General features: G+C 41.0%; 28 protein-coding genes. 17 read left to right on the forward strand and 11 right to left on the reverse strand.

Annotated features, from left to right (window positions below):
- Positions 1–5: 5 nt before the first annotated feature.
- The 9 genes from CSV70_RS02575 to CSV70_RS02615 all read left to right on the forward strand — a co-directional run bounded on the left by CSV70_RS02575 (position 6) and on the right by CSV70_RS02615 (position 7,671).
- Positions 6–707, forward strand: coding sequence for an SDR family NAD(P)-dependent oxidoreductase (locus CSV70_RS02575; protein ID WP_199171585.1), 702 nt, complete (start codon positions 6–8; stop codon positions 705–707).
- Positions 691–1,167, forward strand: a complete 477-nt coding sequence (locus CSV70_RS02580; RefSeq protein ID WP_085132116.1) for a PPC domain-containing DNA-binding protein — start codon at positions 691–693, stop codon at positions 1,165–1,167. Before CSV70_RS02575 ends, CSV70_RS02580 begins: the two co-directional genes overlap by 17 nt.
- Positions 1,168–1,169: 2 nt before the next feature.
- On the forward strand, positions 1,170–2,651 hold the full coding sequence (locus CSV70_RS02585) for a class I adenylate-forming enzyme family protein (RefSeq protein WP_099628526.1): 1,482 nt from the start codon (positions 1,170–1,172) through the stop codon (positions 2,649–2,651).
- Positions 2,648–3,781, forward strand: coding sequence for a thiolase C-terminal domain-containing protein (locus CSV70_RS02590; RefSeq protein ID WP_099628494.1), 1,134 nt, complete (start codon positions 2,648–2,650; stop codon positions 3,779–3,781). Before CSV70_RS02585 ends, CSV70_RS02590 begins: the two co-directional genes overlap by 4 nt.
- Positions 3,782–3,785: 4 nt before the next feature.
- On the forward strand, positions 3,786–4,091 hold the full coding sequence (locus tag CSV70_RS02595) for a Zn-ribbon domain-containing OB-fold protein (RefSeq protein ID WP_099628495.1): 306 nt from the start codon (positions 3,786–3,788) through the stop codon (positions 4,089–4,091).
- A gap of 182 nt (positions 4,092–4,273) precedes the next feature.
- Positions 4,274–5,233 (forward strand): bile acid:sodium symporter family protein, encoded by a 960-nt coding sequence (locus CSV70_RS02600; protein WP_099628496.1) that lies wholly within the window; start codon positions 4,274–4,276, stop codon positions 5,231–5,233.
- Between the two features lie 225 nt (positions 5,234–5,458).
- Positions 5,459–6,052 carry a hypothetical protein gene (locus tag CSV70_RS02605; RefSeq protein ID WP_099628497.1) on the forward strand — a complete coding sequence of 198 codons (594 nt, stop codon included), beginning with the start codon at positions 5,459–5,461 and terminating at the stop codon, positions 6,050–6,052.
- Between the two features lie 326 nt (positions 6,053–6,378).
- Complete coding sequence (locus tag CSV70_RS02610; protein WP_099628498.1) at positions 6,379–7,161, forward strand: helix-turn-helix domain-containing protein; 783 nt, start codon at positions 6,379–6,381, stop codon at positions 7,159–7,161.
- 294 nt (positions 7,162–7,455) lie between these two features.
- Complete coding sequence (locus CSV70_RS02615) at positions 7,456–7,671, forward strand: hypothetical protein (RefSeq protein WP_099626680.1); 216 nt, start codon at positions 7,456–7,458, stop codon at positions 7,669–7,671.
- Between the two features lie 93 nt (positions 7,672–7,764).
- On the opposite strand, the gene guaC is transcribed toward CSV70_RS02615, so the two are convergent.
- The 7 genes from guaC to CSV70_RS02650 all read right to left on the reverse strand — a co-directional run bounded on the left by guaC (position 7,765) and on the right by CSV70_RS02650 (position 13,579).
- The gene (gene guaC / locus CSV70_RS02620) at positions 7,765–8,748 is read right to left on the reverse strand and encodes a GMP reductase (protein WP_085132109.1); all 984 of its coding nucleotides are present in this window, start codon (positions 8,746–8,748) and stop codon (positions 7,765–7,767) included.
- Between the two features lie 95 nt (positions 8,749–8,843).
- Positions 8,844–9,608 (reverse strand): ABC transporter permease, encoded by a 765-nt coding sequence (locus CSV70_RS02625; protein WP_099628499.1) that lies wholly within the window; start codon positions 9,606–9,608, stop codon positions 8,844–8,846.
- Positions 9,605–10,510, reverse strand: a complete 906-nt coding sequence (locus CSV70_RS02630) for an ABC transporter ATP-binding protein (protein ID WP_233191748.1) — start codon at positions 10,508–10,510, stop codon at positions 9,605–9,607. Before CSV70_RS02630 ends, CSV70_RS02625 begins: the two co-directional genes overlap by 4 nt.
- A complete protein-coding gene (locus CSV70_RS02635) occupies positions 10,485–10,712 on the reverse strand; it encodes a PLDc N-terminal domain-containing protein (protein ID WP_099628500.1) in 228 nt (75 codons plus the stop codon). Before CSV70_RS02635 ends, CSV70_RS02630 begins: the two co-directional genes overlap by 26 nt.
- Entirely contained in the window at positions 10,709–11,809 is a 1,101-nt protein-coding gene (locus CSV70_RS02640) for a helix-turn-helix domain-containing protein (RefSeq protein ID WP_099660788.1), read from the reverse strand. Before CSV70_RS02640 ends, CSV70_RS02635 begins: the two co-directional genes overlap by 4 nt.
- 150 nt (positions 11,810–11,959) lie before the next feature.
- The gene (locus tag CSV70_RS02645; RefSeq protein WP_085132105.1) at positions 11,960–12,556 is read right to left on the reverse strand and encodes an N-acetyltransferase; all 597 of its coding nucleotides are present in this window, start codon (positions 12,554–12,556) and stop codon (positions 11,960–11,962) included.
- A 408-nt stretch (positions 12,557–12,964) separates the two neighbouring features.
- Positions 12,965–13,579, reverse strand: coding sequence for a DUF421 domain-containing protein (locus CSV70_RS02650; protein WP_085132104.1), 615 nt, complete (start codon positions 13,577–13,579; stop codon positions 12,965–12,967).
- 118 nt (positions 13,580–13,697) lie between these two features.
- Here CSV70_RS02650 and CSV70_RS02655 point away from each other — a divergent pair, with 118 nt between their 5' ends.
- Positions 13,698–14,648 carry a hypothetical protein gene (locus CSV70_RS02655; RefSeq protein WP_099660789.1) on the forward strand — a complete coding sequence of 317 codons (951 nt, stop codon included), beginning with the start codon at positions 13,698–13,700 and terminating at the stop codon, positions 14,646–14,648.
- 6 nt (positions 14,649–14,654) lie between these two features.
- Here CSV70_RS02655 and nhaC read toward each other — a convergent pair whose 3' ends face one another.
- Positions 14,655–16,034, reverse strand: a complete 1,380-nt coding sequence (gene nhaC / locus CSV70_RS02660; RefSeq protein ID WP_099660790.1) for a Na+/H+ antiporter NhaC — start codon at positions 16,032–16,034, stop codon at positions 14,655–14,657.
- 669 nt (positions 16,035–16,703) lie between these two features.
- Positions 16,704–18,215 (reverse strand): APC family permease, encoded by a 1,512-nt coding sequence (locus CSV70_RS02665; RefSeq protein WP_099660791.1) that lies wholly within the window; start codon positions 18,213–18,215, stop codon positions 16,704–16,706.
- A 235-nt stretch (positions 18,216–18,450) separates the two neighbouring features.
- On the opposite strand from CSV70_RS02665, the gene CSV70_RS02670 reads away from it, so the two are divergent.
- From CSV70_RS02670 to CSV70_RS02680, 3 genes are read left to right on the forward strand one after another with little or no spacing between them, the layout of a single operon-like run.
- The gene (locus CSV70_RS02670; RefSeq protein WP_099660792.1) at positions 18,451–19,272 is read left to right on the forward strand and encodes an amino acid ABC transporter substrate-binding protein; all 822 of its coding nucleotides are present in this window, start codon (positions 18,451–18,453) and stop codon (positions 19,270–19,272) included.
- Positions 19,262–19,978: an amino acid ABC transporter permease gene (locus CSV70_RS02675; protein ID WP_085132099.1), complete on the forward strand. Its 717-nt coding sequence runs from the start codon at positions 19,262–19,264 to the stop codon at positions 19,976–19,978. Before CSV70_RS02670 ends, CSV70_RS02675 begins: the two co-directional genes overlap by 11 nt.
- A complete protein-coding gene (locus CSV70_RS02680; protein WP_099628506.1) occupies positions 19,975–20,712 on the forward strand; it encodes an amino acid ABC transporter ATP-binding protein in 738 nt (245 codons plus the stop codon). Before CSV70_RS02675 ends, CSV70_RS02680 begins: the two co-directional genes overlap by 4 nt.
- A 74-nt stretch (positions 20,713–20,786) precedes the next feature.
- On the opposite strand, the gene CSV70_RS16335 is transcribed toward CSV70_RS02680, so the two are convergent.
- Positions 20,787–21,080: a hypothetical protein gene (locus CSV70_RS16335; protein ID WP_143560913.1), complete on the reverse strand. Its 294-nt coding sequence runs from the start codon at positions 21,078–21,080 to the stop codon at positions 20,787–20,789.
- A gap of 125 nt (positions 21,081–21,205) precedes the next feature.
- Positions 21,206–21,520, reverse strand: coding sequence for an MGMT family protein (locus CSV70_RS02685; protein ID WP_099628507.1), 315 nt, complete (start codon positions 21,518–21,520; stop codon positions 21,206–21,208).
- Between the two features lie 117 nt (positions 21,521–21,637).
- On the opposite strand from CSV70_RS02685, the gene kynU reads away from it, so the two are divergent.
- From kynU to CSV70_RS02705, 4 genes are all read left to right on the forward strand, one after another.
- Complete coding sequence (gene kynU / locus CSV70_RS02690) at positions 21,638–22,909, forward strand: kynureninase (RefSeq protein WP_085132095.1); 1,272 nt, start codon at positions 21,638–21,640, stop codon at positions 22,907–22,909.
- Entirely contained in the window at positions 22,906–23,538 is a 633-nt protein-coding gene (gene kynB / locus CSV70_RS02695; RefSeq protein ID WP_085132094.1) for an arylformamidase, read from the forward strand. The genes kynU and kynB overlap by 4 nt, the downstream gene beginning before the upstream one ends.
- Positions 23,535–24,353 (forward strand): tryptophan 2,3-dioxygenase, encoded by an 819-nt coding sequence (gene kynA, locus CSV70_RS02700; protein WP_099628508.1) that lies wholly within the window; start codon positions 23,535–23,537, stop codon positions 24,351–24,353. The genes kynB and kynA overlap by 4 nt, the downstream gene beginning before the upstream one ends.
- Before the next feature lie 67 nt (positions 24,354–24,420).
- Positions 24,421–26,061: an S-layer homology domain-containing protein gene (locus CSV70_RS02705; protein ID WP_099660793.1), complete on the forward strand. Its 1,641-nt coding sequence runs from the start codon at positions 24,421–24,423 to the stop codon at positions 26,059–26,061.
- The last annotated feature ends 20 nt before the right edge of the window (positions 26,062–26,081 follow it).

Genomic DNA, 26,081 nt, shown 5'->3' on the forward strand with positions numbered 1-26,081 from the left:
TGCTTATGAAGTTGAAAGGACAGACGGCGATTGTCACAGGGGCTTCCAATGGTATTGGTGCCCAGACGGCCCTCCTTCTTTCACAACAAGGGGCCAATGTTGTTCTGGTGGATTCAGTGAGTTGTGAGGCGACATTGCAGGCAATTCAATCATTCAGTGGCAAAGCAGTTTATTTAGAATGCTTAGGCGAAGTTCGGGATAAGGAATTTGTGAATGCGGCAATGGCTAGAGCATCGGATACCTTTGGAGAGCTACATATCTTAGTAAATAATATGTGCATATGTAGTACTCACAATGAAAATCAGTCATCTGTTGATGAATGGGAACTAGAAGCAGATACGAATGCACAAGCAACTTCTTTATTCATTCGAGGTGTCTCACCATATATGATGGAGCAGAAGTATGGTCGTATTATCAACATTAGTTCGATATCAAGTTTTGGCGGTGAACGAACGTTTACAGCTTCTAAGGATTCAATTAGTAAGTTGACGAAGCAGACTGCTAAGGAGCTTAGTGAGTATGGAATTACATGTAATTCGGTTGCACCTATATCTATGACAAAATTGGACGAGGCGACAATCCATCAAACTGGCACAGCGACAAGTATCGCAGAAGCTGTACTGTATTTTGCTTCATCCGAATCTAATTATACGACAGGACAAATACTGAAAGTAGATGGAGGGTTTTGTATTGAATCACCCAATTGAAGCGGTGTATGACAAAAAAACGAATCGAATTATCGGTCGTTTGAAGAAAGATACCGATCTATTTGAAGGGATTCTTGCAGTGTGTAAGCAACATCACGTTGAAGCAGCTCAATTTCAATGTATAGGTTCTCTTGCGTATGCAACCATTGTACAACCTCAGCAAAATCTTGATAAAAGTTTACAGTATTCCGAACGGATTGTTACAGACACTCCCGTCGAACTGCTTTCAGGTACAGGGTTTGTTGGCTACGATGAACAAGGACAGCTGGATATCCACTTCCATGGTTTATATGTAGACTGTAATAAACAGGTGAATGGTGGTCACTTCCTTAAAGGAGAAAATCCTGTGGCAATTACAGTGGAATTCATTATATTGCCGGTATCCAATACACATGTTCATAGAAAACCAGATGAATATTCAGGTATTCCATTATTTCATTTTGCGCAAAGGAGTGAGTGATGGTGGAGACAATTGGTAAACTAGCAATGAAATCGGCAGCAGCCTATCCGAATAAAATAGCCGTGAAAGATGAAAGACGCTCAATTACATTTCATGAACTGATGGAAAGGGCACTTGCGCTTACAGCATACTTCAAGAAAGTGGGTCTTCAAAAAGGGGATCGCTTTGCCGTTCTGTCATCGAATCGTCTAGAACATATCGAGCTTGACGTGGCAACAGCGATCTCAGGTGTCATCAAAGTACCGTTAAACTATCGACTTCATCCGAAAGAACATGAATATATGCTAGACGATGCAGATGTTCGGTTGATTATTGGTGAATCAGAGTTAATAGAACCAATCAATACAGTAATTCAAGTGTTAACGATCGGCAAGTCGTACGAACAGGCAATTGAACAAAATGCTGGTGCTATATGTACAACAGAAGTTATGGAAGAAGATACTTTCGCGATTATGTATACATCCGGAACGACAGGAAATCCAAAAGGTGTGATGCTGAGTCATCGCAACATCATTTCGGGAGCATTGTCACTAGCGCTTGCTTGTGAAACCGATTATGACGATGTGATAGGACATGTCGCACCATTGACACACGGCAGTAACTTCCTGTCGCATGTAGCGTGGTTGTATGGATTAACGCAAGTTGTATTTAACAAGTTTGAGCCCGAAGAATTCGTGCATAATCTAACGAAAGAAAAAGTCACTGTTATTTTTCTAGTTCCGACGATGGTCAATTTGATGATCCAGCATCCGAAATTCAATCCGAAGAATTTATCTACAATCAAAACGATTAATATGGCAGGTTCTTCGATTGCGGCAAGTAAACTCGAGCAAGCCCTCGCTTTAACAGGGCCGATATTTGCACAGACATTCGGTCAAGTTGAAGCGCCGATGTGTATTACGATGATGCCTAAACGCGAACTTGGCGATCATCTGGAATCCTGTGGCCGTGTAGGACCATTTGTCGATGTGAAAATTGTCGATGCAAAAGGGATTGAACTGCCGGCAGGTGAAGTCGGAGAAATCGTTTGTAAAGGCTCTCTAGTCATGAAAGGGTACTGGAATAATGAGAAGGCGACGAGTGAAACATTACGTAACGGCTGGTTGCAAACAGGCGATCTCGGGTGGAAAAGTAAAGCGGGCTATGTGCATATCGTGGACCGCAAAAAAGACGTTATCATTTCAGGTGGGGTCAATATTTATCCGAGGGAAGTAGAGGAAGTCCTCAATAAGCATGACGGGGTAAAAGAGACATGCGTTATCGGCGTACCTGACGATAAATGGGGCGAAAACGTCATTGCGTATGTCGTTCCGAACGGTACTAAGCCCGTGATGAAAGAAGAATTACTTCAATTATGTCTTGACCATATGGCAAGTTTCAAAAAACCAAAAGAGATGTATATCGTGGATGAACTTCCGAAAAGCTCGTACGGTAAAATCTTAAAAAGAGAATTACGAAATCAGCATGTGGAGGTGCAATCTTGACGAATGTCTATATCGAAGGAATTGGCATGACGAAGTTCGGAAAATTTGTCGACAAATCTATGAAGCAGTTGTTAGTTGAAGCGTCGATAGAAGCACTTGAAGATGCAGGAAATCCGAAAGTTGATGCGGTGTTTGTCGGAAACTTTATGGGTGGCTCAATCGGTAATCAAGAAATCCTTGGCGCCTTAGTTGCCAATGAACTCGGACTCGGCTATATCCCAACGGCCAAAGTAGAAGGCGCTTGTGCATCAGGGGGAATTGCGCTTCGTCAAGGAATCATAGGGATTCTAAGTGGCGAATACGATACAGTCTTAATAGCGGGTGTGGAGAAGATGAAACATGCTTCGACTGCTGATGTTACACAGGCGATCAATGCCGCAATGGATAACGATTCTAATGAAAAGCAGGCAGGTCTCACATTCCCAGGATTCTTTGGCGTACTCGCGAATCGGTACTTTTATGAAACAGAAGCTACGAAAGAGCATTTGGCGATGATTGCGTTGAAGAATCGTGAAAATGCGTTAAATAATCCACTAGCACAATTCCAGAAACCAACGACGATGGAAGAGATTATGGAGGCACGTATTATTACTTCTCCACTCGGCCTATTTGATTGTTCTCCAACTACAGATGGGGCGGCAGCGTTAGTGATCACGCGAAAAAAAGGTGCTATCCATATCCGTTCGTCTGCACAAAGTTCAGGACCTACACAAATGCAAGACGCAGATGACTTGCTTTCATTGCCGGCATTACGAGAGTCGGGTCGCTTGGCATATGAAAAGGCAGGCGTGGGTCCGGAAGACATCGACGTCGTGGAAATTCATGATTGTTTCTCCATGACGGAAATGCTTGCGATTGAGGAGTTAGGTTTTTTCAATAAACGTGAAGGCTGGCTTGCAGTAGAGCAAGGTCGAACGAAAGCGACTGGCGATAAACCAGTGAACACGAGCGGGGGATTATTGTCACGCGGCCACCCAATCGGTGCAACCGGTATCGCACAAATGTATCAGCTCGTCCAACAACTGCGCGGTACTGCACCGAATCAAGTAGAACATGCCCGACTCGCTTTGGCACAAAACTTAGGTGGAACAGGTTCGTACTCCACAGTTCATATTCTGGAAAGGTTGTGAAAAGATGAAAGTCTATCAATGCGATCAGTGTGAATATGCCAGTGTCTCGAATAAATACCGTTGTCCGAGATGCGGAACAGGCCAGCTGCAAGAGCAAGACGTATCTTCGAAGGGTTCGGTTTACAGCTATACCGATATCCATATCGCACCTGCAGAATTTGCCCATCTCGCTCCTTATACCGTGGCACTTATTCAATTGGATGAATCCAAAGCGAAAGTTACGGCAAGAACGGATGGAACCGTTGAGATTGGGGATGTGGCGGAATTGGATTATGTAGAGGATGGGGCGTATATTTATCGGAAATGCTGAGTGAGAAGCGATGTTTTTAAGGTGAGCGCTCAAAGATTCGTGAAAGGCGCTCATAGTTACGACATGAGTGCTCTATCAAATGCTTTAACCGCTCATACATGGCCTTTGACGGATCATAGTGTTTCGAAAAGCGCTCATAGCAAAAAAACATAGACCGACTTCCTCGCAAGGAGGAGAACTACATGAAAACCATACAAACTATATCTAAAATCATTTCGAAGTATTTACCAATTTGGATCGTACTCTTATCCATCATTGCCTACGCTATTCCGGATGCGTTCATTTCAATCCGGCAACTCACGGGCTTTGGATTAGGGACGATCTTCTTTCTGATGGGCTTATCGCTTTCGTCGAAGAAGCTGCTTGAGGTCATCAAAAACCCAAAATATGCTTTACTTGGCATCTTGCTGAAATGGACGATCATGGTCGGAGTATCAATAGGAATTGCCTATATATTTTTCGGCAATCAAGCAGAGATCGCGACCGGCATTATATTGGCGGGTACCGTACCAAGCGGAACATCTGCAAACATTTACACGTTTATTGCGGGAGGAGAAGTCGCGCTCAGTATTACGATGGCAACGCTGGATACATTCATTTCTCCTGTGTTAACACCTGTCTTGCTGCAGACATTTGCAGGACGTTTTATACCTATTGAATTCTGGCCTTTATTTCTTAACATTATGTATATCGTGTTCTTCCCTTTGATTAGCGGTTTACTAATCCAGTGGAAGTTTCAACGACAAGTAGAGAAGTTTACACCGTATACCAGTGTCTTGTCCCAACTTGCACTATTTCTAGTCATTCTATCGGTTATATCCAATGCCCAGCAAGCACTGTCTGAGAACTTGTCCGTGCTGCCGCTTGTATTCGTAGCGGTCACATTACAAGTTAGCATACCAATGGGCGCTGGCTACGTTATCTCCAGATGGCTAGGCGCACCCGAGCGCAACGCCCGCGCGATTTTATTCCATACAGGTATTTGCAACACCGCTCTCGCCGCAACACTCGCAATGGAGCACTTCGGATCACTCGCAGCCGTACCAGCTGTTGCCAATATGGTCATGAACTTAACGATTGGCGCATTAATGGCGAGTCTATTCGAGAATAAGTTCCGACTTGTTGCGGATGGTAATAGCTAACGAAATATAGGACTTATGATATTTTTTTCAGTAAAGCGATAGAACTTTTATCGCTTTTTATATTGGGGATTATTTACAAAAGATATAATTTTAAAAATGGTAATGATATACTATTGCTATAAATGTGGCTAATTGAAGTGAAGTCAGTGTTCAACAAACGGGCCAGATTGTTATATAACCATCTGAATAAACAAGCGGATTTGTCTAAAGGTAAAGGGGGATTATATGAATACAAAACGTAAAAGGAAGGTCTGGGGGATAGGTTCAGGAGTATTTATTGTACTTGTCATAGCTTTCATAACTTGGTATTATCCATTGTCGCTTTTTAGCATCCATCAAAGCTTTACCTATCATCCTGGTTCGGAAACCCATAATGGCAAAACCTACGAAGAAGAGATTGGCAAGTTTAAAGCTGCCTATGAGAAGGATCTAAAAAAGGATGTAGAAAGTGATAATCACAATCCTACGGTAAATCGAACTCCATTTATTCTTCCGATTTTTGAACAAGAATGGCTGATCGGCACGGACTCCAAAACAATTGACAAAGATAAACTGGATAGAATGCTTTTCGACGTACAACAGGCAAGAAATACCCTGTTAGACCTTGTTTCTGAAGGAGACTTTTCCAAAGAAGAAAGAGTATACATGGTTGACAGTATAAATAATTTCTTGAACTTGGAAGAGAGTATTCGATTTATTAGAAACGGAACATATTTTTCGAGAAGTGATTTGCAAAGGTTGTTAGGTAATTTACAAGGAGAGTTCTGGGCAGGTTTTGATTACTATACCACCGTTTTTTATGATGTATCTCATAAATAAAAGTTTGAAGAAAACGGGCGCAATTCTTGAAGAAGGATTTGCGTCCTCTCCACAATAGGGGTAGATTACAGGATAATTGCTTGTAGGAAGAACGATAAATTGAACGGAATAATTATGAGTAGAAAGGGGAAAAAAATATCCCCTTTTTAATATGAATTATATCCGAATAGACATATCACTTTCAAAAGATACATAAGAAAAAGGCTTTAAAAACGTGGTATAACAATAATGCAACCACAAGTTGACAATGTGCATTCTCTGCGTGATAGAAAGAACAGCAATGTTTTTATACATTATAACTAACAAAATGAAAGGAGTTGAAATGAATGAATTTTGGTGAAAAGCTTTTTAAGCTTAGAAAAGAAAAAGGATTTTCTCAAGAAACTTTAGCTGAAAAACTAAACACCTCAAGACAAGCAATAAGCAAATGGGAAAATGAGCAAGGATTTCCCGAAACAGAAAAGCTCTTAATGATTGGAAATATCTTTGAGGTATCTATTGATTACTTATTGAAGGATTCTGTTGAGAGCAATGAAGGAAATGAAGAAGGTTATTATGTAAGCAGAGAAATGGCAGAAGGTTTTTTGTTAAGTACACAAAAAACTGCCAAGCATATTGGACTAGGTTTTAGTCTTTTTGCTTTAGCTTTTGAGCCGTATTTAATTTTAGGACTAAATTCTATGTTAGGACTCCTTTTAATCATTGTCATTGCAACATTAGGAGTTGTTGCTTTTGCAACATTAGGTTTTGACCAAGAGGATTATGCAGTTTTAAAACGAGAAGTATTGTTGTTCGACCAAAGTTATTTTAAAGAGCTGGTAGCGCGATATGAGAATTTTAGAAGAAAATATTCAGGGGTAATGGTTATTGGTGCTTGTTTATTAACGATGGGATTTTTGGCATTTGCTTTGGAGAAAAAGTTAGATATGGGAATTCTAGTTCCTTATTATCCAATTTTTGTCGTTATAATAGCCAGTGGTCTATATTTGACAGTTCGTACCCTTACTATCCTTTCTGCGTATCAATTATTGGTAAAAAACGAAGAGCATACAAACCGATTTGGTTTTAAACTTCGACAGAAAGCAAAGAAAAAATTCAATGACTTTTAAAGGGAATTACCACAATCGGGCGCGATTGTGTAACAACTTCTTTGTAATTGCTTAGTTGATCGGAGTGGAAGCCGGCGACTCCGGGAGGATCAGCGGGACAGGTGAAACACCCAGCGAGCGAAGCGAGGGGTGTGGTTCACCGCACGCCCTCCGGAACGCGTCCGGCTGCAACGCAGATCAACGGCTTCAAACTACTACTCCTTTATCATGAACGGTCTGCTGTAAAGGATCTTCACTCATGCAATCAAAGAAACAGGTTGTTAAGTTAAAAGTTATCCAAAAGGAGCAAACAGAATGGATGTATGGTTTATAATGAAAGAGCGTTATATGCTTCTTTCTATTTTTTTAATCATTATAGTAGTGAGCTTGTTTTTACTTATAGCGATTTGGAAAACTCGTTCTGATATGCCGAAAAGCCTAACCCTAATCATTACGATAATCTGTTCAATCATCATTGCCTTATCAATATTCGCATTGGTATTTGCGGTTTTGTTTGGATATAATTCTTAAAACCACTTCAATGACCTCTACGTTAAGTATAAATACAATACAATACGACATAAAAAACCGGTTAGAGAATAGTCTCTAACCGGTTGAGTTTCATCAAAATACTTTATCACCGTTGAAGATCGAGTTCTTTACAATCACATAATCGACAGTGCGAATTGAACTGAGTGTCTTGCCGCCTGAATAGGAAATAGCAGACTGAAGATCTTGTTCCATTTCAATCAACGTATCTTTCAATGGACCTTTATATTCCACGAACATTTTCTTGCCTTCCACATTCTTCTTTTCACCTTTTTGGAATTCAGAAGCTGAACCGAAGTATTCTTTATACAATTGACCATCTTGTTCTACAGTCTGTCCTGGCGATTCTTCATGACCGGCGAATAGTGAGCCGACCATGACCATGCTTGCCCCGAAACGTACGGATTTTGCGATATCGCCATGTGTACGGATTCCGCCATCCGCTATGATTGGTTTGGAAGCAGCTTTCGCACATAGGCGAACAGCTGCAAGTTGCCAGCCGCCTGTCCCGAAACCAGTTTTGATTTTCGTGATACAGACTTTTCCTGGTCCGATACCAACTTTTGTAGCGTCAGCGCCAGCGTTTTCGAGTTCACGAACAGCTTCTGGTGTGCCTACATTACCGGCAATGACGAAGCTCATCGGCAAATGCTTTTTAATGTGCTGGATCATGCGAATCACTTGATTGGAATGACCGTGCGCAATATCAATCGTGATGAATTCAGGAACCTGCGCGTCAATTGCAAGTTGCTCAACGAACCCATATTCTTCTTCTTTGACACCCACACTGATCGACGCAATCAAACCGCGTGCATGCATATCTTTAATGAAATCTACACGTGTTTCAGGATTGAATCGATGCATAATATAGAAATAGCCTTCTTCTGCTAATTGAATCGCAATCTTTTCATCAATGATCGTCTGCATATTGGCAGGCACGACAGGTAAACGGAACGTATGACCACCTAACATAACGGATGTATCACATTCTGAGCGGCTTTCTACCACACATTTTGCTGGAACTAGCTGAATATCTTCATAATCAAATACAGTTTCCATTACAATCACCTCTATAAACGAATGTTTTCATAAAAATTCATTGGATTGTTCGTCCTTTTGTAATTTACATGATTTTTAATTCGATGTCAACGCTTTCAAAGCAACTTTCTCTTGAATTGTGACATAGTTAGTAGAATGAATAGAAGCGCCGCGACTAGTGTAGTAGTATATGGAATCCATATGTCACTTGGCATGAGTTCCCCAGTTAGCAAGGGGATAGCTGCCGTCAAAAGTTCAAGTGGATTCCAAGAGGTGGACTTTGGAAATATAGCAGCAATAAATAAGATGACTACTCCAATTAAAGTAACGAGTATTCCCCCGTAAGAAGTAGCAAAAAGTGTGTTTCCCCATAATGTAACGGCTAGTAATAGTACCCCAAATACATAAAGACAACTAGCGGCAAACAATAAATGTTGCAGTTGGCTTTGATCCCAGTAATAAGCAGTGTAAGCGTAGGTGATGGTGAATGACAGTGCGATGGCCAGAGTCCAATAGCAAAGTGCCATAAAGAATTTAGCTGTGATTACGGTATTGCGATGTAATCCTTTTGTCAGTAAAATCACAAGCGTACCTTTTTCCAATTCCTTCGACATCATCGTACTGAATAATAGTATGAACACAACCAATCCCATCTGCGGAACATTTTTATAGAATTGTATCCATGAATCCAGTGCAGTAGGTTCAGGTAGATTGACGAATGCACCTTCAGGCATGAATTGTTCTAATAGAGCTGGAGTGATTTTCGCTGTAAACGGATTTAGTATGCCCAGAATTGAAAAAATCACGATAATGAGCAGTAACTTATACGTCTTCACACTCTCAAACCATTCCTTCTTCAAAAAGCCAAACCATTGATTCATCCAAGCACCTCCAATACGAGTTGCTCAAGCAAACGAGTTTTGGGTTGCATCGACTGTATCAAGATTTTCTCGGTAGTGAGTTCGTGCATGAAAGCCAATTGAGTACTTTCATCAGGTAAACTTACAACTAATTGCTCGTTGTCGATCTTCATGTTGAATGGGGTATGTCGCAATCGTTCATGTACTTCTGCGACGGGTATAGTAAATGTAAAAATAAATTGTCCTGTGATTTGCTGTTTTAGATTGGTCAGTTCATCTTGAAATATAATAGTTCCTTCATGCAACATCGCGACGTGATCACAGATTTGTTCCGCATCCGATACAATATGTGTTGAAAAGAATACAGTCGTCTCTGCTTTTGCCTGCTGTAAAATAGAAAGAATCTGTGCACGACCCGCTGGATCCAAAGCGGAAGTAGGCTCATCGCAAATGAGTAGTTTCGGACGATTTAATAGTGCCTGGGCAATTCCCAAGCGCTGTTTCATTCCCCTAGAATACGTACTAATGAATGAGGTCGTGTCAGCTAATCCGACTAGTTTCAATAGTTCCTGGATCCGTCCTCGTCGTTCTGTTTTCGTCATATTCGTAATAACGGCGCAGAGCTCCAAGTATTGCGTTGCGGTATAGAAGGGATAATATTCGGGAACGTCAGGCAAGTATCCGACATGTTGATTGGACTTTGTCTCGCCAAATGATACGGGTTCACCTGCAATTGTAATGGATCCTCCATTGAGTGGTAATAATCCCAGCATGCATTTCATCAGAGTTGTTTTGCCCGAACCATTTGCACCGACGAACCCAAAAACTGTATGTTCAGGAATATCAAGATGAATATCTTTCAGCACTTCACGATCGCCAAAACGCTTCGTCACACCATTAATTTGTACGACTATTGTAATCACCTCTTCCAAAAACGAAATAGATTAATGGACCGATAAATTGAATTAATAAAACAATCAGCAACCACATAACTTGATTGCCGAAGCGATAGTGAGGATGGCGAATAACATGTATCGCTGAGAAAAAAGCTAACCCTAATTGCAAAATGATAAGAGGAATTAAAAATGGTAGATACTCCATAAGTAAATCTGTGTCGTTATTCATGAACGTCCCTCCAATCCAAAGCGTAATCGTTGTCGTAACTCTTGCATTTCATCATCTTGCCTAAATGGTTCAAAGTAATCGGCATCCATCGATTCTATGATCGATCGCTTAATAATCTCTGTGTTGCGAAGTGCATTCGTTCCTAAATCTAATTGTTCTAACCAATCATCTAATAAATCGAAGTATTCATCCCCGCGTAATGAAAAGGGGAGTAGATCATGAATACATACATCCACGTACTTTTTAAGATACGGATAAAGTAGCTCATGGTTACCGGAGAGTGCAGCACATTGCGCAACGCTGAAATAAAATTGTAGACACATATTCGGATGAAGTGTACGCAAAGCATATAGCTCAATCAATCCATTGATTCGATGTATGGTTTCGTTAAAAGTTTGTGGATTGGACGTGGAAAGTCGTAAATAAAGCGGGCTACTGCCAACAAGTTGAATAACGTTTTGATACATCATGACTTGAATGACACGCTTCGCTTCCTCTTGATTGCCAAGTTGTTCGTAAGCAGTGGATAGTAAAATCTCATCCCCTATACTAGGCTTAATTACTCCGTCTAATAATTCCAATGTAGTTTCAGGATTGGACTGCATGAGGGAAACAGTAGCCTGTAAGGAATTTGCTTGACGCAAGACCCATACATCTTCACTTACTTGTCGAATTCGCTCCAACCAGCGATTGGCTTTCTGCAAAATAGAGGAGCTATCACTACTTAACATATGGTGATTGAGCAGTAATATACTCATCTGTAGTAAGAACGCAGGATCATGGTAGTACAATTTAACTTGTTCTTCTACGTCAATAAAAACTGATTCAAAAGATTCCTTACCGAAACGAGACGCGAATTCATAATAGTGGTGTTGGATGGATTCTTTAGAAAGCTGTCGTTCAAAGCCAAGCAGTTCATCAACAGTTAGTTCAAAATACGAAGCGATTTTCGGCAACAGCGTAATATCGGGATAGCTTAATCCTTTTTCCCATTTCGACACGGAAGCTTTCGATACTTGGCAATAAGAAGCTAGTGTTTCCTGGGTAATTTGAAGTCGCCTTCGTTCTTGTAGAATCACAGCGCCTATTTGAAGCATATCCTCACACCTTTCTCTTTTATTCAGTGTAAGGTTAAACGTTTGTTGATTCAATCAACTGTTAGGAGATTATTTAGAGGAGAAGTCAACTAACAAGATATTATGTATCAGTATACAAAAAAAGTCGGTCTATGAAAGACCGACATTTCCTCACACACTCACTGTTGTGAAAGGTTCTAGAATATTCTTTTTTGGTTTCGTTTGATAGTGTAGAACTTTGTCAGTAGAATCGTATGAATCTCCATAGAAATCTTGGTCTTTGTAGGTGTGAATTTCTTCGTAGGTTGTCTTCATCGCGTTGAATACATCTTGTTCATCCGCTTGTGATGACTGCGGGGGTGCCCAGTATAGAATTTCGAGGATGGTTTGTTCGCCAGTAGCTAATGAACGACGGTTATAACCGATTTTCTGTGCATGTGTGAATTTTTCACGTGCATAGAACTTTAGTCGTTTTTTAGTATCTGGTTCAGATTCGTCTACTGGTTCAACTTCCAGTAAGATCGGTTTTTTCTTGGTTTTCAACGAATCCAGCAGTGTTTTTCCTAACCCTTCACCACGTGCGGCTGAAGATACGAATAGATAGTCTACGAAAACGAAGTCCTCCGTTTCCACGTACATCAATACGTGTTTTGGTCCTTCTTCCTTGTAGTAGACATTCCCTTTATCGTTTAGCAATGTCTCCATATGTTCCTGTGACTTCATCTCTTCGATTGGAAAATACTCTTTCAATTTGTTGTACCAATGCATGTGTTAAATTCTCCTCCATAGGTAATGAATGTACCCGGAGCTTTTTGTTTGGGGATCAAACAATGTGAGGAAAAAAGAGGTCAGAAAAAAATCCTCATACGTAGTATACTCTTTTTTTAGTAATAAATAAACCTTTTTTATAAAATAAGTTTTACTTTTTCATTATAATAAATCAACCCCCATGTCAGATGACTATATGACATGGGGGTTGATTACGTATTACCTACGGCTTTTAGAGCCTGAATAAGCTTCTTTTTTCTTCTTCTCATTCATCACAGTTTTAACGACAGGATATAACACCATTCCCCATTTTACTAATTTTTTTATAACTCTTATCATATATGCTTCTTCCTCTCGATTTTGGAGTTGTTATAAGTAACTTCCCCCTTTCACTTGCTTATTAAACTTTTATTCAAGAGGTTTAGGGACAGAAGTGGGGTTTTCTATTTCTGTGAATAGGTTGGAATTCTCAATGATAGGTGTAGTCTTGAATGTGGAGGGAATAGTAAGTTCCAGTTGTTTGCTCATATCTTCCAACATCAGTTGAAGTCTTGCAATGTCTTCTTTTGTGGCATATTTCTTGCGATCAATTAAGACATAACCAAGCTGTCCACTCATTTCTATAGTCGCCCATTTTACATCATCAATTCTTTCAATCCCACTTTGTCGCAAATGCATTTCCAATTCATCCACAGTGAGGCGGAGTTTTTTCATAGTAGATATTTTGAGGATCCCATTTTCAATCACTACTTTAGATCTTCCACGTAAAATTCCTTCGAAAAAATTCCACTTCAATGCCAATAATTCAAATATAAATAGTGTCAGCACTAAAATAAGTGAAAGGAATAACGTTTGCCACAAATTTTTACTTGCTACAGGCTGAATTAGTAATGTACCGACCGCAATCATTAATACAGTTTGACCAATTGTCATTTGTGAAATCGATTTGCGGCCGGAAATATGCAACAAAACAATTCCTGCCACAATAATGAGTACCGCTTTCCAAATTGAATCAAATTCCATTAGGCTCACGTCTTTTCATGCGTTTAGCTTTAATATGGAATAAACTTTGAATAGTATGCATGAAGATTATGAATCCTTCCTTAATACATCATCGTATAGTAGGAAAGGAGTGATTAACATGCGGCAAGATATTCAAAAACAACAAAATACTCTACAGGAAAAACGAGTGAATCAGCGACGTTTGATGAAACGTTTAGAGCAGACGAACGAAAAACTACTCACTATGAAACAAAAACGTGATCAACTTCACCGTCAGTTAACGAAAGAACAGCGAGATATTGTGAAGCTTGGTAAGTTTTCATTTACGAAAAAAATTAGTGAATGGACAGGTAAATGGGACGAAAAGATGAAAAAGGAGATAGAAGAAGCAGCAGAAGTAGAATTGAAATATAATGAGGCAGAAAAAAACGTATTAGATCTGACTGCGGAAGTGGAAGATCTGCGTAATGAACTGGATAAACCAGATTTCATGCATATTGCTGAAGACTGGGAAGACTTCTTGAAGGAAAAAGAATCATGGATTCGTATGAATGATTCTGTTACTACTCAAACACTTCAGAAGATTTCCGACGATCGCGTACGTGTCTATTCTATGTTGCGTGAAATAGGGGAAGCGTTTGAAGCGGGGGAAAAGGCGGAACGAGCTTTGGCGGGCGCAATGAAGAAACTAGATTCAGCGGAAGGGATATCGATGTGGGACACATTTTTGGGAGGAGGAATTTTTGTTTCCGCATTAAAGTACTCCGAAATCAACAGTTCGGATGATCATGTCCATCAAGCACAACGAGCACTACGTCATTACGAGACAGAATTGATGGATGTGCAAGACGCTGCGACAGATTCTTACCAAGTAAATAAAAATGATATCTTTACATTCACAGACGTGTTTTTCGATAATATATTCTCCGACTGGATGGTCCATACACGAATAACGGACAGCAAAAAGAAGCTACACGCAGTCATGCAAGATGTCCGTCGCATACAGGACCGACTTGCAAGAAAACGTGCAGCTTTAGACGAAGAAATCCGACGACTTGATCAGCAGCAAGATGATATTATCATGTCGTAACCAGCGTTAAATACGGGTCAGCGTCTTCCCCAAATAGCCGAATAATACAGTTAAAATCGGGCTCAATAAACAGAAGAACGCAAAAGGTAAATAAGCAATCGTTGGAACATCAAGCACAGTCGTGATGAAAATTCCTGCCACACTCCATGGGACAAGAGGATTAATGACGGTTCCGGCATCTTCCATTACACGGCTCAAGTTTTTATTGGCTAGTCCAACCTTTTCGTAGCTGGATTGGAAGGCCTGGCCCGTCAATAAGATAGATAAATACTGCTCACCAATCAATACGTTGATGCCAACTGCGGTAAGTGCAGATGTCAAAATAACTGACGACACTTTACGTAACGCACTATCAATTTTTGCAAGTAAGCACTGGACAATACCTAATGTGAACAGCATGCCACCCATACTAAGTGCGAGCAGCACAAGCGAAATTGTAAACATCATGCCTTCCATTCCATCACTGCGAGACAGTAATTCATCTACAACTGCTACGCCTGTAGATCCTTCATAGCCACTAAATAAAATACTCAATACTTCGGAAACTCCATAAAACGTATGAATATATGCAATGACAATTGCGGACAATGCACTAACAGCCAGTGTTAAAATAGCTGGTACTTTAACGAATGTCAAAATGATCAGTACTACGACAGGGATCAATGTATACCAATGTATCAAGTTTGTACCGATGAGTGCATCACTGTATTTCTCAATTGTCGTAAAATCACTAGACGTCACGTTGGGTGATAATATGCCAAATAAGATAAGTGAGATGAAGAACGCAGGAAATGTCGTCCAACCCATATTTCGTATATGTTCGAATAAGTCTACACCAACAATTGAAGAGGCTAAATTGGTTGTATCAGACAATGGTGACATCTTATCGCCAAAGAATGCCCCAGAGACAATCGCGCCTGCCGCAATTGGCAAAGATAGCTCCAAAATATGCGCCATACTAATGAACGCCACGCCAATCGTGGCAACGGTTGTCAATGAACTGCCGACAGATAAGCCGATAACGGCCGTGACGATGAATACGATGGCATAGAAAAACGTTGGAGTAATGATTTGGAGTCCGGCATAGATCAGGGTAGGAATCGTTCCACCCATCATCCAGCTACTCACGAGAACTCCAATGAAGAAGAACAAGAACACCGCGCTCATTCCAGAACTTGCACCTTCTACCAATCCGCGTTCTAACTCTTTGTACGAGATCTTTTTCCATAATCCATAGCCGAATAATAAAAGAATAGCAAATAAAATGGGTACATGTGGTACAGATTCGAATACTACGATACTGGTACTAATCATTGCCACAATCAGCACAGTTAGTATGACAGACGCTTTAACGGTTGGCGTATGAATCGCCTTAATTGGAAACATGCTTATGACCTCCTGTAAATGTAGAAATACTCCTATCATCCCCTTAAAGGACGAAGGAGTATTCCGCTCTATCTCTCTACTGTTGCGAATGAAAACATGGAAGATATTGATTCATTATATAATAGATCGCTCTTTACATATATAGATAGTTATCGTTTTGAATTTTATCACGTCAGCAAGATAAGTCAATAGAGGAATAGACCGATTATCTGCATGTTTCAAAAGGGGAATGCAATAGAAAGTATGCAAAATAGAAGTGACCGTTCATGTAAGAAAGCAGACTGATACCAAAATTAGAAGGGGACTATCCGACGCTCCTCAAGGTGAAGCGTCGGATGCCTATCAATGCGATTGTAATCTAATTAGTTAAACACGAACCTTCTAAAACGCATCCTATTACAATGGTGTCCTAACGTTTTCCTAGCATAATCATTTTCAAGCTATTTTCCGAGCAGAGTTATTTGTAAAAAATAGGGTATTACTAGAATATAACTATATTATAGAAGGGAATGAATACTTGTGACAATGCATTTTTTACTGTCTTGAATTATCAAATTAAATGAGTAAACAATACAGCGCTAGGTATAATCATTTCAATCATGTTATATCATTGTAAGAAAGGACCGCCACAAGCAATGTAGATTTGTGACAGCCCTCTTATTCAGTATGCTACGTACGCGTGGCATTTGGAATTGGTAGATCTGTGTCTGGTTTTGCGGGCGCCGTATCCATCACTTCCGAGTCAATAGATTTACCTAATACGTAATACTCGGTTTCTTCTTGTGTCAGACTGTTATAACGTTTGCGAATGACCATGTAGAAGATTACGCCGACGATTGTCCAAGCGAATAATAGTAAGTAAGAAGGTGTAGTGAGTGTTGCTGGAGAATTTGGCACAAGTAATAATGCCAAGAACGATCCACTTGCCACCATACCTAGTAATGCCAAAAACTTTTTTAATGGTGCAATTTCGCGTCCGATTCCTTCTTTGCCCCAAGCCAGTACTTTAAATGCTGCAAGACAAGTGAAGAAGTAGGCTACGGATACGCCTGTTGAAGACATATCAACGATCCATGTCAATGCTTGGCGGCCAAACCATGGTGTCGGCAATGTAATGAATGCTACGAACCAGATTCCCCATTTAGGTGTTTGGTTTGCCGTCATCTCACGGAAGAAGTTAGGTAATGCACGCGCGCGCGCCATAGAAAATAATAGACGACTTGACGACATGAAGAATCCATTCAAACCAGTGAAGATTCCCATGACAATCGCTACTGCCATCACAGCTAATCCACCGATTCCTAGTGCGGATCGAACCACATCACCTGTTATCCATAAATCCCCGCCTCCGATATTTGCCGATGCAGGGTATGTCCAGCTAGTTAAACCAATCATGATTGCATAGATTATGAAAGAAGTGAATAGTGACGCTACGATCAGCATAGTTGCTTTACGGGGAGAAAAGTTAAATTCTTCAGCAGCTTGTGGCACATTATCGAATCCGACGTATGCCCATGGTGCAATTGCCAATACTACAAGTATAGAAGTAATAATGGACTGATTACCTTTGAACAAAGGTTGCATATTCGCAAGCGGTTGTTCGGCCCCAGCGAATGTGAAAATACCAAGTGCGATGACACCAACAACAAGTAAAACGCTGAAATAAAATTGAATCCGTCCTGAAATACTTGTTCCCGTAGTGTTAATGAATGCGAATGCCAAAATCAGCAAACTGGCAATGATAATTTCGGGTATGTAGACGTCCCAACCTGCAACGCTATAGAGAAATCCTTGTTTCATAAATCCAGGGACTAAAAATTTCAGTAATAAAGTGAGTGCAGAAGCATTTAAAGCAACGATGGATATATATCCAAGTGATAAGAACCAACCGCAAATAAATGCCCATACTTTCCCTGCCGCAACAAAAGCATATGTAAATCCCCCTCCGGAAACCGGAAATTTCTTGATCATTACGCCATAGCTGGAGGCGATGATCATCATCACGAGTGCACCAATTCCTAATCCAATGATTGCGCCTAGTGGTCCGGAAGATTGGATCCAATCTCCTGGCAAGATGAACGCGCCCCAACCTACAGATGAACCGAGTGCGATTGCAAAAACCCAGGATGGCTTTAATGTTTTATTTAATTTCCTTCTTGCGTTCTCAGATCCTTGATCCATGTGATCCAACCCCTAAGTTAGTAGTATAGCGATTGTATGCCCCTTCTGTAGGCAATCAAAACGTGTTAGGCACAATATTACTATTTTAATATCTTAAGACAGAAGTATTTAATTTTGACTAACAATTCTGTATAGTGTAATAACATATGATGCAAGCTTTACATGTTGACAGAGTCTACTCAATCTTTTATGATTCTAAACAACAAATACTTATAAGAATAGTGGGGTTTTATAAATGAAGAAAGTTCTCATACCATTTATGATCGTTTTATTGGCTGCTTTTTTGGTAGCATGTGGTGGTAAAGAAGAAAGTAAGCCCAACGACTCCGCTGAAAAACCAGCAGAGCAAGACGGTCTGCTAGAAGATGTACTCGCAACCGGAGTACTCAATGTAGGAACAGAAGGAACATACGCGCCTTTCTCATTTCATGATGAATCAGGAAAGCTCACAGGGTACGATGTAGAAGTTACACAAGAAGTAGCTAAACGTTTAGGCGTGGAAGCAAAGTTTTTTGAAACACAATGGGATGCAGTTTTCGCGGGATTAGATGCAAAACGATTTGATATGATTGCTAACCAAGTCGGTGTTAATGAAGAACGTAAAGCGAAATATGAATTCTCTCAAGCCTATACGCATTCGAACTCTGTCTTGATCGTTCGTGAAGATGCTGATCTTGCGTTTGATGGAATGAAAGGAAAGAAAGCTGCACAGACATTGACAAGTAACTATGGCGAACTAGCGAAGGCGAATGGTGCGGAAATTATAAAAATTGATGGATTCAACCAAGGCGTCGACCTAGTCATTTCAAAACGAGTAGATGGTACGTATAATGATAAACTTTCTGCACTCGACTACTTGAAGCAAAAACCTGATGCTCCTATTAAAGTTGTTGAGGAAGAAGAAATCTCTAAAGAAAATCAATCAGAGAGCGCCTTTTTATTCAGACAAGGCAATGAAGACTTAATAGAAGAAGTAAACAAAGCGTTGGATGCGATGCGTGAAGATGGTACATTGAAGACGATCTCCGAAAAATGGTTCGGCGAAGATGTATCTTAATACGATTGCACTCAGTCCCGAACGGATACAAAGATTCCAGGAAATCGCATCAACATCCATCGGGCCATTGATTGAGGGGGCTATTAAGTATACGATCCCCTTGGCAATCATCGCATTTAGTATTGGATTGATCATTGCAATCTTTACTGCATTGGCAAGAATTTCATCTAACAAATTGTTACGAGCAATAGCGCGGATTTATGTATCCATCATCCGTGGAACACCTTTGCTTGTACAATTATTTATCATATTCTACGGGTTGCCAACAATCGGTATAACCATTGATCCTTTCCCGTCTGCGATCATAGGATTTTCATTGAATGTCGGTGCTTATGCCTCAGAAATCATTCGAGCAGCCATACTGTCCATTCCTAAAGGGCAGTGGGAAGCAGCCTATTCTATTGGGATGAATTATTCGCAAGCATTGCGGAAGATTGTTTTACCACAAGCTGCTAGAGTATCCGTACCACCGCTTTCGAATTCCTTTATTGGATTGGTAAAAGATACTTCTCTCGCAGCTACGATTTTAGTAGCTGAGACATTTAGGCGGGCGCAAGAAATTGCCTCTATGAACTATGAGTTTTTATTCGTTTATATCATGGCGGCTCTTGTTTATTGGGTGATTTGTTTCATCTTGTCGATTGTTCAAGGCAGAATTGAAATACGCCTGGATCGTGTTGTCGGTAAGTCAGGGGGATTAACATGATTACTATACAGGGACTGAAAAAGTCTTTCGGATCGCAAGAAGTGATAAAAAATGTAGATTTAGAAATCGAGCAGGGAAAAGTGGTCGTTATAATCGGTCCATCGGGTTCTGGTAAATCTACGTTGTTACGTTGTTTGAATGTGCTTGAAACACCAAATGGCGGTGTACTGTCTATAGATGGACAGAAGTTAGACTTTAATTCATCGGTCTCGAAAAAGTCAATCAGTGCTTTTCGTCGGTTGACAGGAATGGTATTTCAGAGCTATAACCTGTTTCCACACCTCACAACAACAGGTAATGTGACAGAAGGACTCACTACAGTCAAAGGTCTATCACATAAGGAAGCCGTAAAGAAGGCAGAACTATTACTAGATAAAGTAGGACTAGCTGATCATAAAGACAAGTATCCTTTTCAACTTTCAGGCGGTCAGCAGCAGCGTGTTGCGATTGCGCGAGCGCTTGCGATGGATCCAAAAGTCATGTTGTTCGATGAACCGACATCCGCTCTGGATCCTGAACTTGTCGGTGAAGTACTTCGAGTCATGAAAGATTTAGCGCATGAAGGTATGACGATGGCTGTCGTAACACATGAAATGAGGTTCGCCAAGGAAGTGGCCGATGAAGTAATCTTTATTGATGATGGCGTCATTGTAGAACGCGGTGCACCAGCTGAGATTTTCAACCATCCAAGGCATGAACGAACGAAGAAGTTTTTGAGTTTATTACAAGTATAGATATAGATAACGCTTGGCATATTTGATGCCAAGCGATTTTTTTATGTTGAAATTTGCTTTTGCGCGCATTCTTACTATGAATGATCATAGTTCATCGCTAACCGCTCTATCGGCATGGTCGAGCGCTCATACTGCCGCGTTAACCGCTCAATACAGTTGGACGACCGCTCTATCAATTCCCGTGACCGCTCTATCAGCATGGCCGAGCGCTCATACAGCCGCGTTAACCGCTCAATACAGTTGGACGACCGCTCTATCAATTCCCGTGACCGCTCTATCAGCATGGCCGTGCGCTCATACAGCCGCGTTAACCGCTCAATACAGTTGGACAACCGCTCTATCAATTCCCGTGACCGCTCTATCAGCATGGCCGTGCGCTCATACAGCCGCATTAACCGCTCAATACAGTTGGACGACCGCTCTATCAATTCCCGTGACCGTCCCTCTATCAGCTTGCCCAAGCGCTCATATCGACTTCATAACCTACTTCCATTCAGTCGGGATGCCAGCGATACGTATCGAGGGAGACACGACCGTTTGCGTTGAATTGAACACCTTCCGCGAGCAATCGTTCCCGCTGCGTCTCGCCTTTACCTTCAGCATTTTCCGGGGTAGAGATTCCACCTTGTGCGTTAATAATGCGATGCCAAGGTAATTCATATTTAGCACTCATGGAATGTAAAATACGTGAGATTTGTCTTGCGCCACGAGGGTTGCCTGCTTCTGCGGCCACTTGTCCATAGGTCATCACACGACCTGGAGGAATTGCTTGGATAATTGCTATGGCCTGTTCTGTAAATGTTTCCATAGTGAAAACCTCCTTTTCAATAAAGTCTAGCATAGAATATCATGGGCAGTCATGCCAATATTCAGACGACATCGAATGCTATTATGGTATTCTTTATTTAAAGAAAGGAGAATATATATGAACTCCAATACACTTGAGTATGCAAAAATACTAGATCAACAAGATTTACTTGCACCTTACAGAGAGGAATTTTATTTGCCGCTAGAGAAAATCTATATGGATGGTAATTCACTTGGATTATTATCAAAACGTGCAGAGAAGAAGTTATTCGAACTGTTAGATACTTGGAAAACACTTGCCATTGATGGCTGGACGGAGGGAATGCATCCGTGGTATTACCTGGCAGAACAAATAGGCGGAAGAATGGCACCACTAGTTGGAGGGGAAAAGTCCGAAGTGATTGCGACAGGTTCCACTACGACAAATTTACATCAAATGATTTCCACGTTTTATCGGCCTTCAGGGAAACGAACGAAAATAGTAGCGGATGAATTGAATTTCCCCTCAGATATCTATGCATTACAAAGTCAGCTTCGTGTACGAGGCCTTGATCCGGAAGAGCATCTGATTCGTGTGGAAAGTGAAGATGGTCTGACGTTGGATGAAAACCGAATTATTGATGCAATGACGGAGGACGTCGCGTTGATTGTACTTCCATCCGTTTTATATCGTAGTGGTCAGGTGCTGGATATGGAAATGCTTACGCAAGCGGCAAGAGAAAGAGGTATCCCCATTGGATTCGATTTATCGCATTCGGTTGGATCTGTGATGCATGCACTCCACGAATGGAACGTAGATTTCGCTTTTTGGTGTACATATAAACACTTGAATGGCGGACCTGGATCTGTTGGCGGTTTATTCGTCAACGAACGACATTTTGGTGTAGAAGCAGGGCTTGCAGGATGGTTCGGCTCTGATAAGACAAGGCAATTTGATATGAATCATACGATGATGCCTGCAACAGATGCAGGTGCATACCAAATCGGCACACCGCATATATTGAGCCTGGCTCCGCTACTCGGTTCACTCGAAATGTTCGAGGAGCTTGGAATGGAGGGGATCCGTGAAAAGTCATTGAAACTGACCAGCTTTATGTTGAGTTGTATAGAGAATGAACTCGGTGCGTATTCATTTAGTATCGGAAATCCACTAGACGATTCGCGTGGAGGCCACATATTACTTCAGCACAAGGAAGCCGCAAGAATATGTCAAGCATTGAAAGCACAAGGTGTCGTTCCAGACTTCCGTGCACCTGATGGTATTCGACTAGCACCTGTTGCATTGTATAATTCATTTGAAGACGTTTGGCAAACGATACAAATACTCAAAAAGATCATGCAAGAAGATGTATATAAACAGTTTCCGAATGAACGCGGGGTGGTTGCATGACGAATCAGTGGATCGACATTACACAGCCTTTGAATCAACGTATTGCGGAGTGGCCTGGTGACACACCGTTTAGCTATGAAGTGACCGTGACGAAAGAGCAATCCGGCTCTGTTAATATTGGTAAATTAACAATGAGTACGCATATCGGCACGCATACGGATGCACCTTTTCATTATGACGATGATGGGTTGAAAATTTTGGAATTACCGGTGGATTTGTATATAGGTACAGCTTTTTTAGTAGATGTAACAGGAGTTAGTTGTGTGACAAGGGCAGACTTGGAGTTGTTTGATTTCGGCGGTGCTGAACGATTATTATTGAAAACTGGGAGTCACCCAACACCAACGAAGTTTCCTGAGAACTTCACGGTCATTGGAGAGGATGTCGGACCGTTATTGAAAGAGCGGGGTATACGTCTAATCGGTGTAGATACGCCTTCTGTTGATTCGGAGACTAGCAAAGATCTACTTGGTCATCATTCATTATATCGTAATAATGTAATCATCATCGAAAATCTAGTATTGCATTCATTGGAAGAAGGGAGTTATGAGTTAATTGCATTGCCATTAGCATTAGAAGATGCGGATGGAAGTCCTGTCCGTGCAGTTGTCAGGAGGTTACAGTCATGAAGGAAAAGGGGATCCATACCGACTTTCGGGAATCGATGACGTATGGTGAATATTTGCATTTAGATAAGGTGCTATCGAGCCAAGAGCGTTTGTCTGGACATCATGATGAAATGCTTTTCATCGTGATTCATCAAGTAAATGAATTGTGGATGAAGCTCATTTTGCATGAGTTGGAAACAGCAATCAAATCGATTCAGCATGACGAGTTGCCGGAAGCGTTCAAAATGCTTGCTCGCATCTCTAAAGTTCAGACTCAGATTATTCAGGCGTGGGATGTATTGGCTACGTTGACGCCTGCCGAATACATGGAATTTCGAGACAGTTTAGGTAAGGCCTCAGGATTCCAATCCTATCAAAATAGGCTAATAGAGTTTGCTTTAGGTTATAAACAACCACAAATTATTAAAATCTATCAAAAGGATTCTGAGCTGTCAGAGAGATTGGCAAAAGCGTATCAAGCGCCAGGAATTTACGATGTAACCATTCAAGCTTTGGCACGTACAGGCTTTGCTATCAATACGAACTTACTAACACGTGATTTTTCAATTACGTATGAAGGAGATCCGAGTGTAGCAGCTGCATGGCTTGAAGTCTATCGGGATGTAGATCAATATTGGGATTTGTATCAATTGGCAGAAAAGCTAGTGGATATCGAAGACAGCCATCAGCAATGGCGCTTTAGGCATATGAAAACAGTGGAGCGCATCATTGGCTTTAAGCAAGGTACAGGCGGCTCATCGGGCGTACATTATTTAAAATCTGTACTTGAACATCGCTTTTTTCCAGAACTGTGGGACGTCCGAACTAAAATTTGACAAACTGGCAAGCTAGCGATTATCATTAATTTTATAATAATCTGAAAATGGAGAGGTGGTATGTATAATGACCAAAAAGTCGATTAGCTATGTTGTGATGGCATTTGCCTTAGTTTTACAAATAGCCGTTATGCCGTTACAAGCGTCTGCTGCAGATCCTGAAAAAGCCCCTACTTGGATTTCTCCTATTAATTATTTAGCATTAGGGGATTCATTAGCAGCGGGTGTCACACCGAATAACGAATTGGGTAAAGGCTATACGGACTTTTTAGCAGAGGAATTGGCTACGAGTGAAGTATTGCAAGCAAGTAATAAAGGATTTTCGTACCCGGGCTATAAAACAGATGATGTCTTAAAAGATTTTGAGATGGACGTCACGAAACCAATTATAGGTATTGGACATTCCGAAAAAACTGCTACTCTTCGTCAATCGGTGAAAGAAGCCAATCTCATTACGTTAACAATTGGTGCAAATGATGTGTTGCCAAAGTTTACGTTTGACGACAAAGGTACCCCGCAATTCAACGCGGAGGAATTACAGGCAGCTATAATGAAAGTCGGGATGAATACGCAAAAAATCTTGGCGGAAATTTATCAACTGAATCCGAGTGCACAAGTATATGTGATGGGCTATTACAATCCATTCCCTTACTTGAGTCCACAGAATCAACCGATAGTGAATCAGCTTGTCATGACGTTAAATGATGCAATTAAAAAAGGTATGACAGGCACTATAGCGCAGTTTGTTGACACATCAAAGAAAATCGCTGAAGATCCTTATACGTACCTGCCTAATCCTGAAAATATTCATTTAAGTCAAGCGGGTTACAAAGTAGTAATGGAGGCTTTCCACAAATCATTGATGGAGAACTATTCATGGTTTGCTAAAGATGCACTTACTGTCTCAGCTAAAAATGCCACAACAGTAGAGCTAAACTGGAAACCGGTTATTGATACGGGAATGATTTCGACGTATCAAGTCTTTATTGGCGATAAAATGGTAGGCGAAGTGATGTCACCTGTATTATCTTATGAAATGACAGATCTTGAGCCGAATAAAGAGTATCACTTCTCTGTTCAAGCTGTTGATCAAAACGGTAAAAAGAGCAAGCAACACTTGCATACTAAATACACATTAGAGAAAGTGCCGGCAGAACCAACAGTGATGTTTACAGATATCACAGATCACTGGGCTAAAGATGTAATTGAAATGGCGGCAATGAAAGGTATTGTGAGTGGTTATGCGGATCATACGTTCCGACCGGAAAAATCACTAACACGTGCACAAGCTACGTCAATTATTGTTCGTGCACTGGATTTAAAGCCTAAAAGCAAAAAATGGGCATTTAATGATTTAGCAGACTACGCAGATAGCACAAAAGTGGATATTCAAGCGGCCTTTGATCATGGCTTAGTAAGTGGAGTAAATGGACACTTCATGCCAAATAAGCCCATCACTCGTGCGCAGTTAGCATTAGTACTTAGCCGAACGTATGAAGTAGCAACTGGAAAGCCGTTTGCGCCAACAGTCGCTGCACCGTTTACGGATATTAAGAAGTTCTCAAAAGACACGCAGTGGGCAATAGCAGGTCTTTACCAAATGAACATAGCAACAGGAGACAATGGTAAGTTCATGCCAAACCATGCCACAACGCGAGCGCATGCTGCAAAGATGATCGTTCATTCTATGGAAGCATTTGGACAATAATTAATAATGCAAAAGTCAAA

This window comes from Sporosarcina sp. P25, from assembly GCF_002743235.1.
Taxonomy (GTDB): Bacteria; Bacillota; Bacilli; order Bacillales_A; family Planococcaceae; genus Sporosarcina; species Sporosarcina ureae_B.

Coding starts and splice junctions, on each gene's coding strand:
- CSV70_RS02575 (WP_199171585.1), top strand. CDS start 6: ATGAAGTTGAAAGGACAGACGGCGATTGTCACAGGGGCTTCCAATGGT.
- CSV70_RS02595 (WP_099628495.1), top strand. CDS start 3,786: ATGAAAGTCTATCAATGCGATCAGTGTGAATATGCCAGTGTCTCGAAT.
- CSV70_RS02600 (WP_099628496.1), top strand. CDS start 4,274: ATGAAAACCATACAAACTATATCTAAAATCATTTCGAAGTATTTACCA.
- CSV70_RS02605 (WP_099628497.1), top strand. CDS start 5,459: ATGAATACAAAACGTAAAAGGAAGGTCTGGGGGATAGGTTCAGGAGTA.
- CSV70_RS02610 (WP_099628498.1), top strand. CDS start 6,379: ATGAATTTTGGTGAAAAGCTTTTTAAGCTTAGAAAAGAAAAAGGATTT.
- CSV70_RS02615 (WP_099626680.1), top strand. CDS start 7,456: ATGGATGTATGGTTTATAATGAAAGAGCGTTATATGCTTCTTTCTATT.
- guaC (WP_085132109.1), bottom strand. CDS start 8,748: ATGGAAACTGTATTTGATTATGAAGATATTCAGCTAGTTCCAGCAAAA.
- CSV70_RS02625 (WP_099628499.1), bottom strand. CDS start 9,608: ATGAATCAATGGTTTGGCTTTTTGAAGAAGGAATGGTTTGAGAGTGTG.
- CSV70_RS02635 (WP_099628500.1), bottom strand. CDS start 10,712: ATGAATAACGACACAGATTTACTTATGGAGTATCTACCATTTTTAATT.
- CSV70_RS02640 (WP_099660788.1), bottom strand. CDS start 11,809: ATGCTTCAAATAGGCGCTGTGATTCTACAAGAACGAAGGCGACTTCAA.
- CSV70_RS02645 (WP_085132105.1), bottom strand. CDS start 12,556: ATGCATTGGTACAACAAATTGAAAGAGTATTTTCCAATCGAAGAGATG.
- CSV70_RS02650 (WP_085132104.1), bottom strand. CDS start 13,579: ATGGAATTTGATTCAATTTGGAAAGCGGTACTCATTATTGTGGCAGGA.
- CSV70_RS02655 (WP_099660789.1), top strand. CDS start 13,698: ATGCGGCAAGATATTCAAAAACAACAAAATACTCTACAGGAAAAACGA.
- nhaC (WP_099660790.1), bottom strand. CDS start 16,034: ATGTTTCCAATTAAGGCGATTCATACGCCAACCGTTAAAGCGTCTGTC.
- CSV70_RS02665 (WP_099660791.1), bottom strand. CDS start 18,215: ATGGATCAAGGATCTGAGAACGCAAGAAGGAAATTAAATAAAACATTA.
- CSV70_RS02670 (WP_099660792.1), top strand. CDS start 18,451: ATGAAGAAAGTTCTCATACCATTTATGATCGTTTTATTGGCTGCTTTT.
- CSV70_RS02675 (WP_085132099.1), top strand. CDS start 19,262: ATGTATCTTAATACGATTGCACTCAGTCCCGAACGGATACAAAGATTC.
- CSV70_RS02680 (WP_099628506.1), top strand. CDS start 19,975: ATGATTACTATACAGGGACTGAAAAAGTCTTTCGGATCGCAAGAAGTG.
- CSV70_RS16335 (WP_143560913.1), bottom strand. CDS start 21,080: ATGCTGATAGAGCGGTCACGGGAATTGATAGAGCGGTTGTCCAACTGT.
- CSV70_RS02685 (WP_099628507.1), bottom strand. CDS start 21,520: ATGGAAACATTTACAGAACAGGCCATAGCAATTATCCAAGCAATTCCT.
- kynU (WP_085132095.1), top strand. CDS start 21,638: ATGAACTCCAATACACTTGAGTATGCAAAAATACTAGATCAACAAGAT.
- kynB (WP_085132094.1), top strand. CDS start 22,906: ATGACGAATCAGTGGATCGACATTACACAGCCTTTGAATCAACGTATT.
- kynA (WP_099628508.1), top strand. CDS start 23,535: ATGAAGGAAAAGGGGATCCATACCGACTTTCGGGAATCGATGACGTAT.
- CSV70_RS02705 (WP_099660793.1), top strand. CDS start 24,421: ATGACCAAAAAGTCGATTAGCTATGTTGTGATGGCATTTGCCTTAGTT.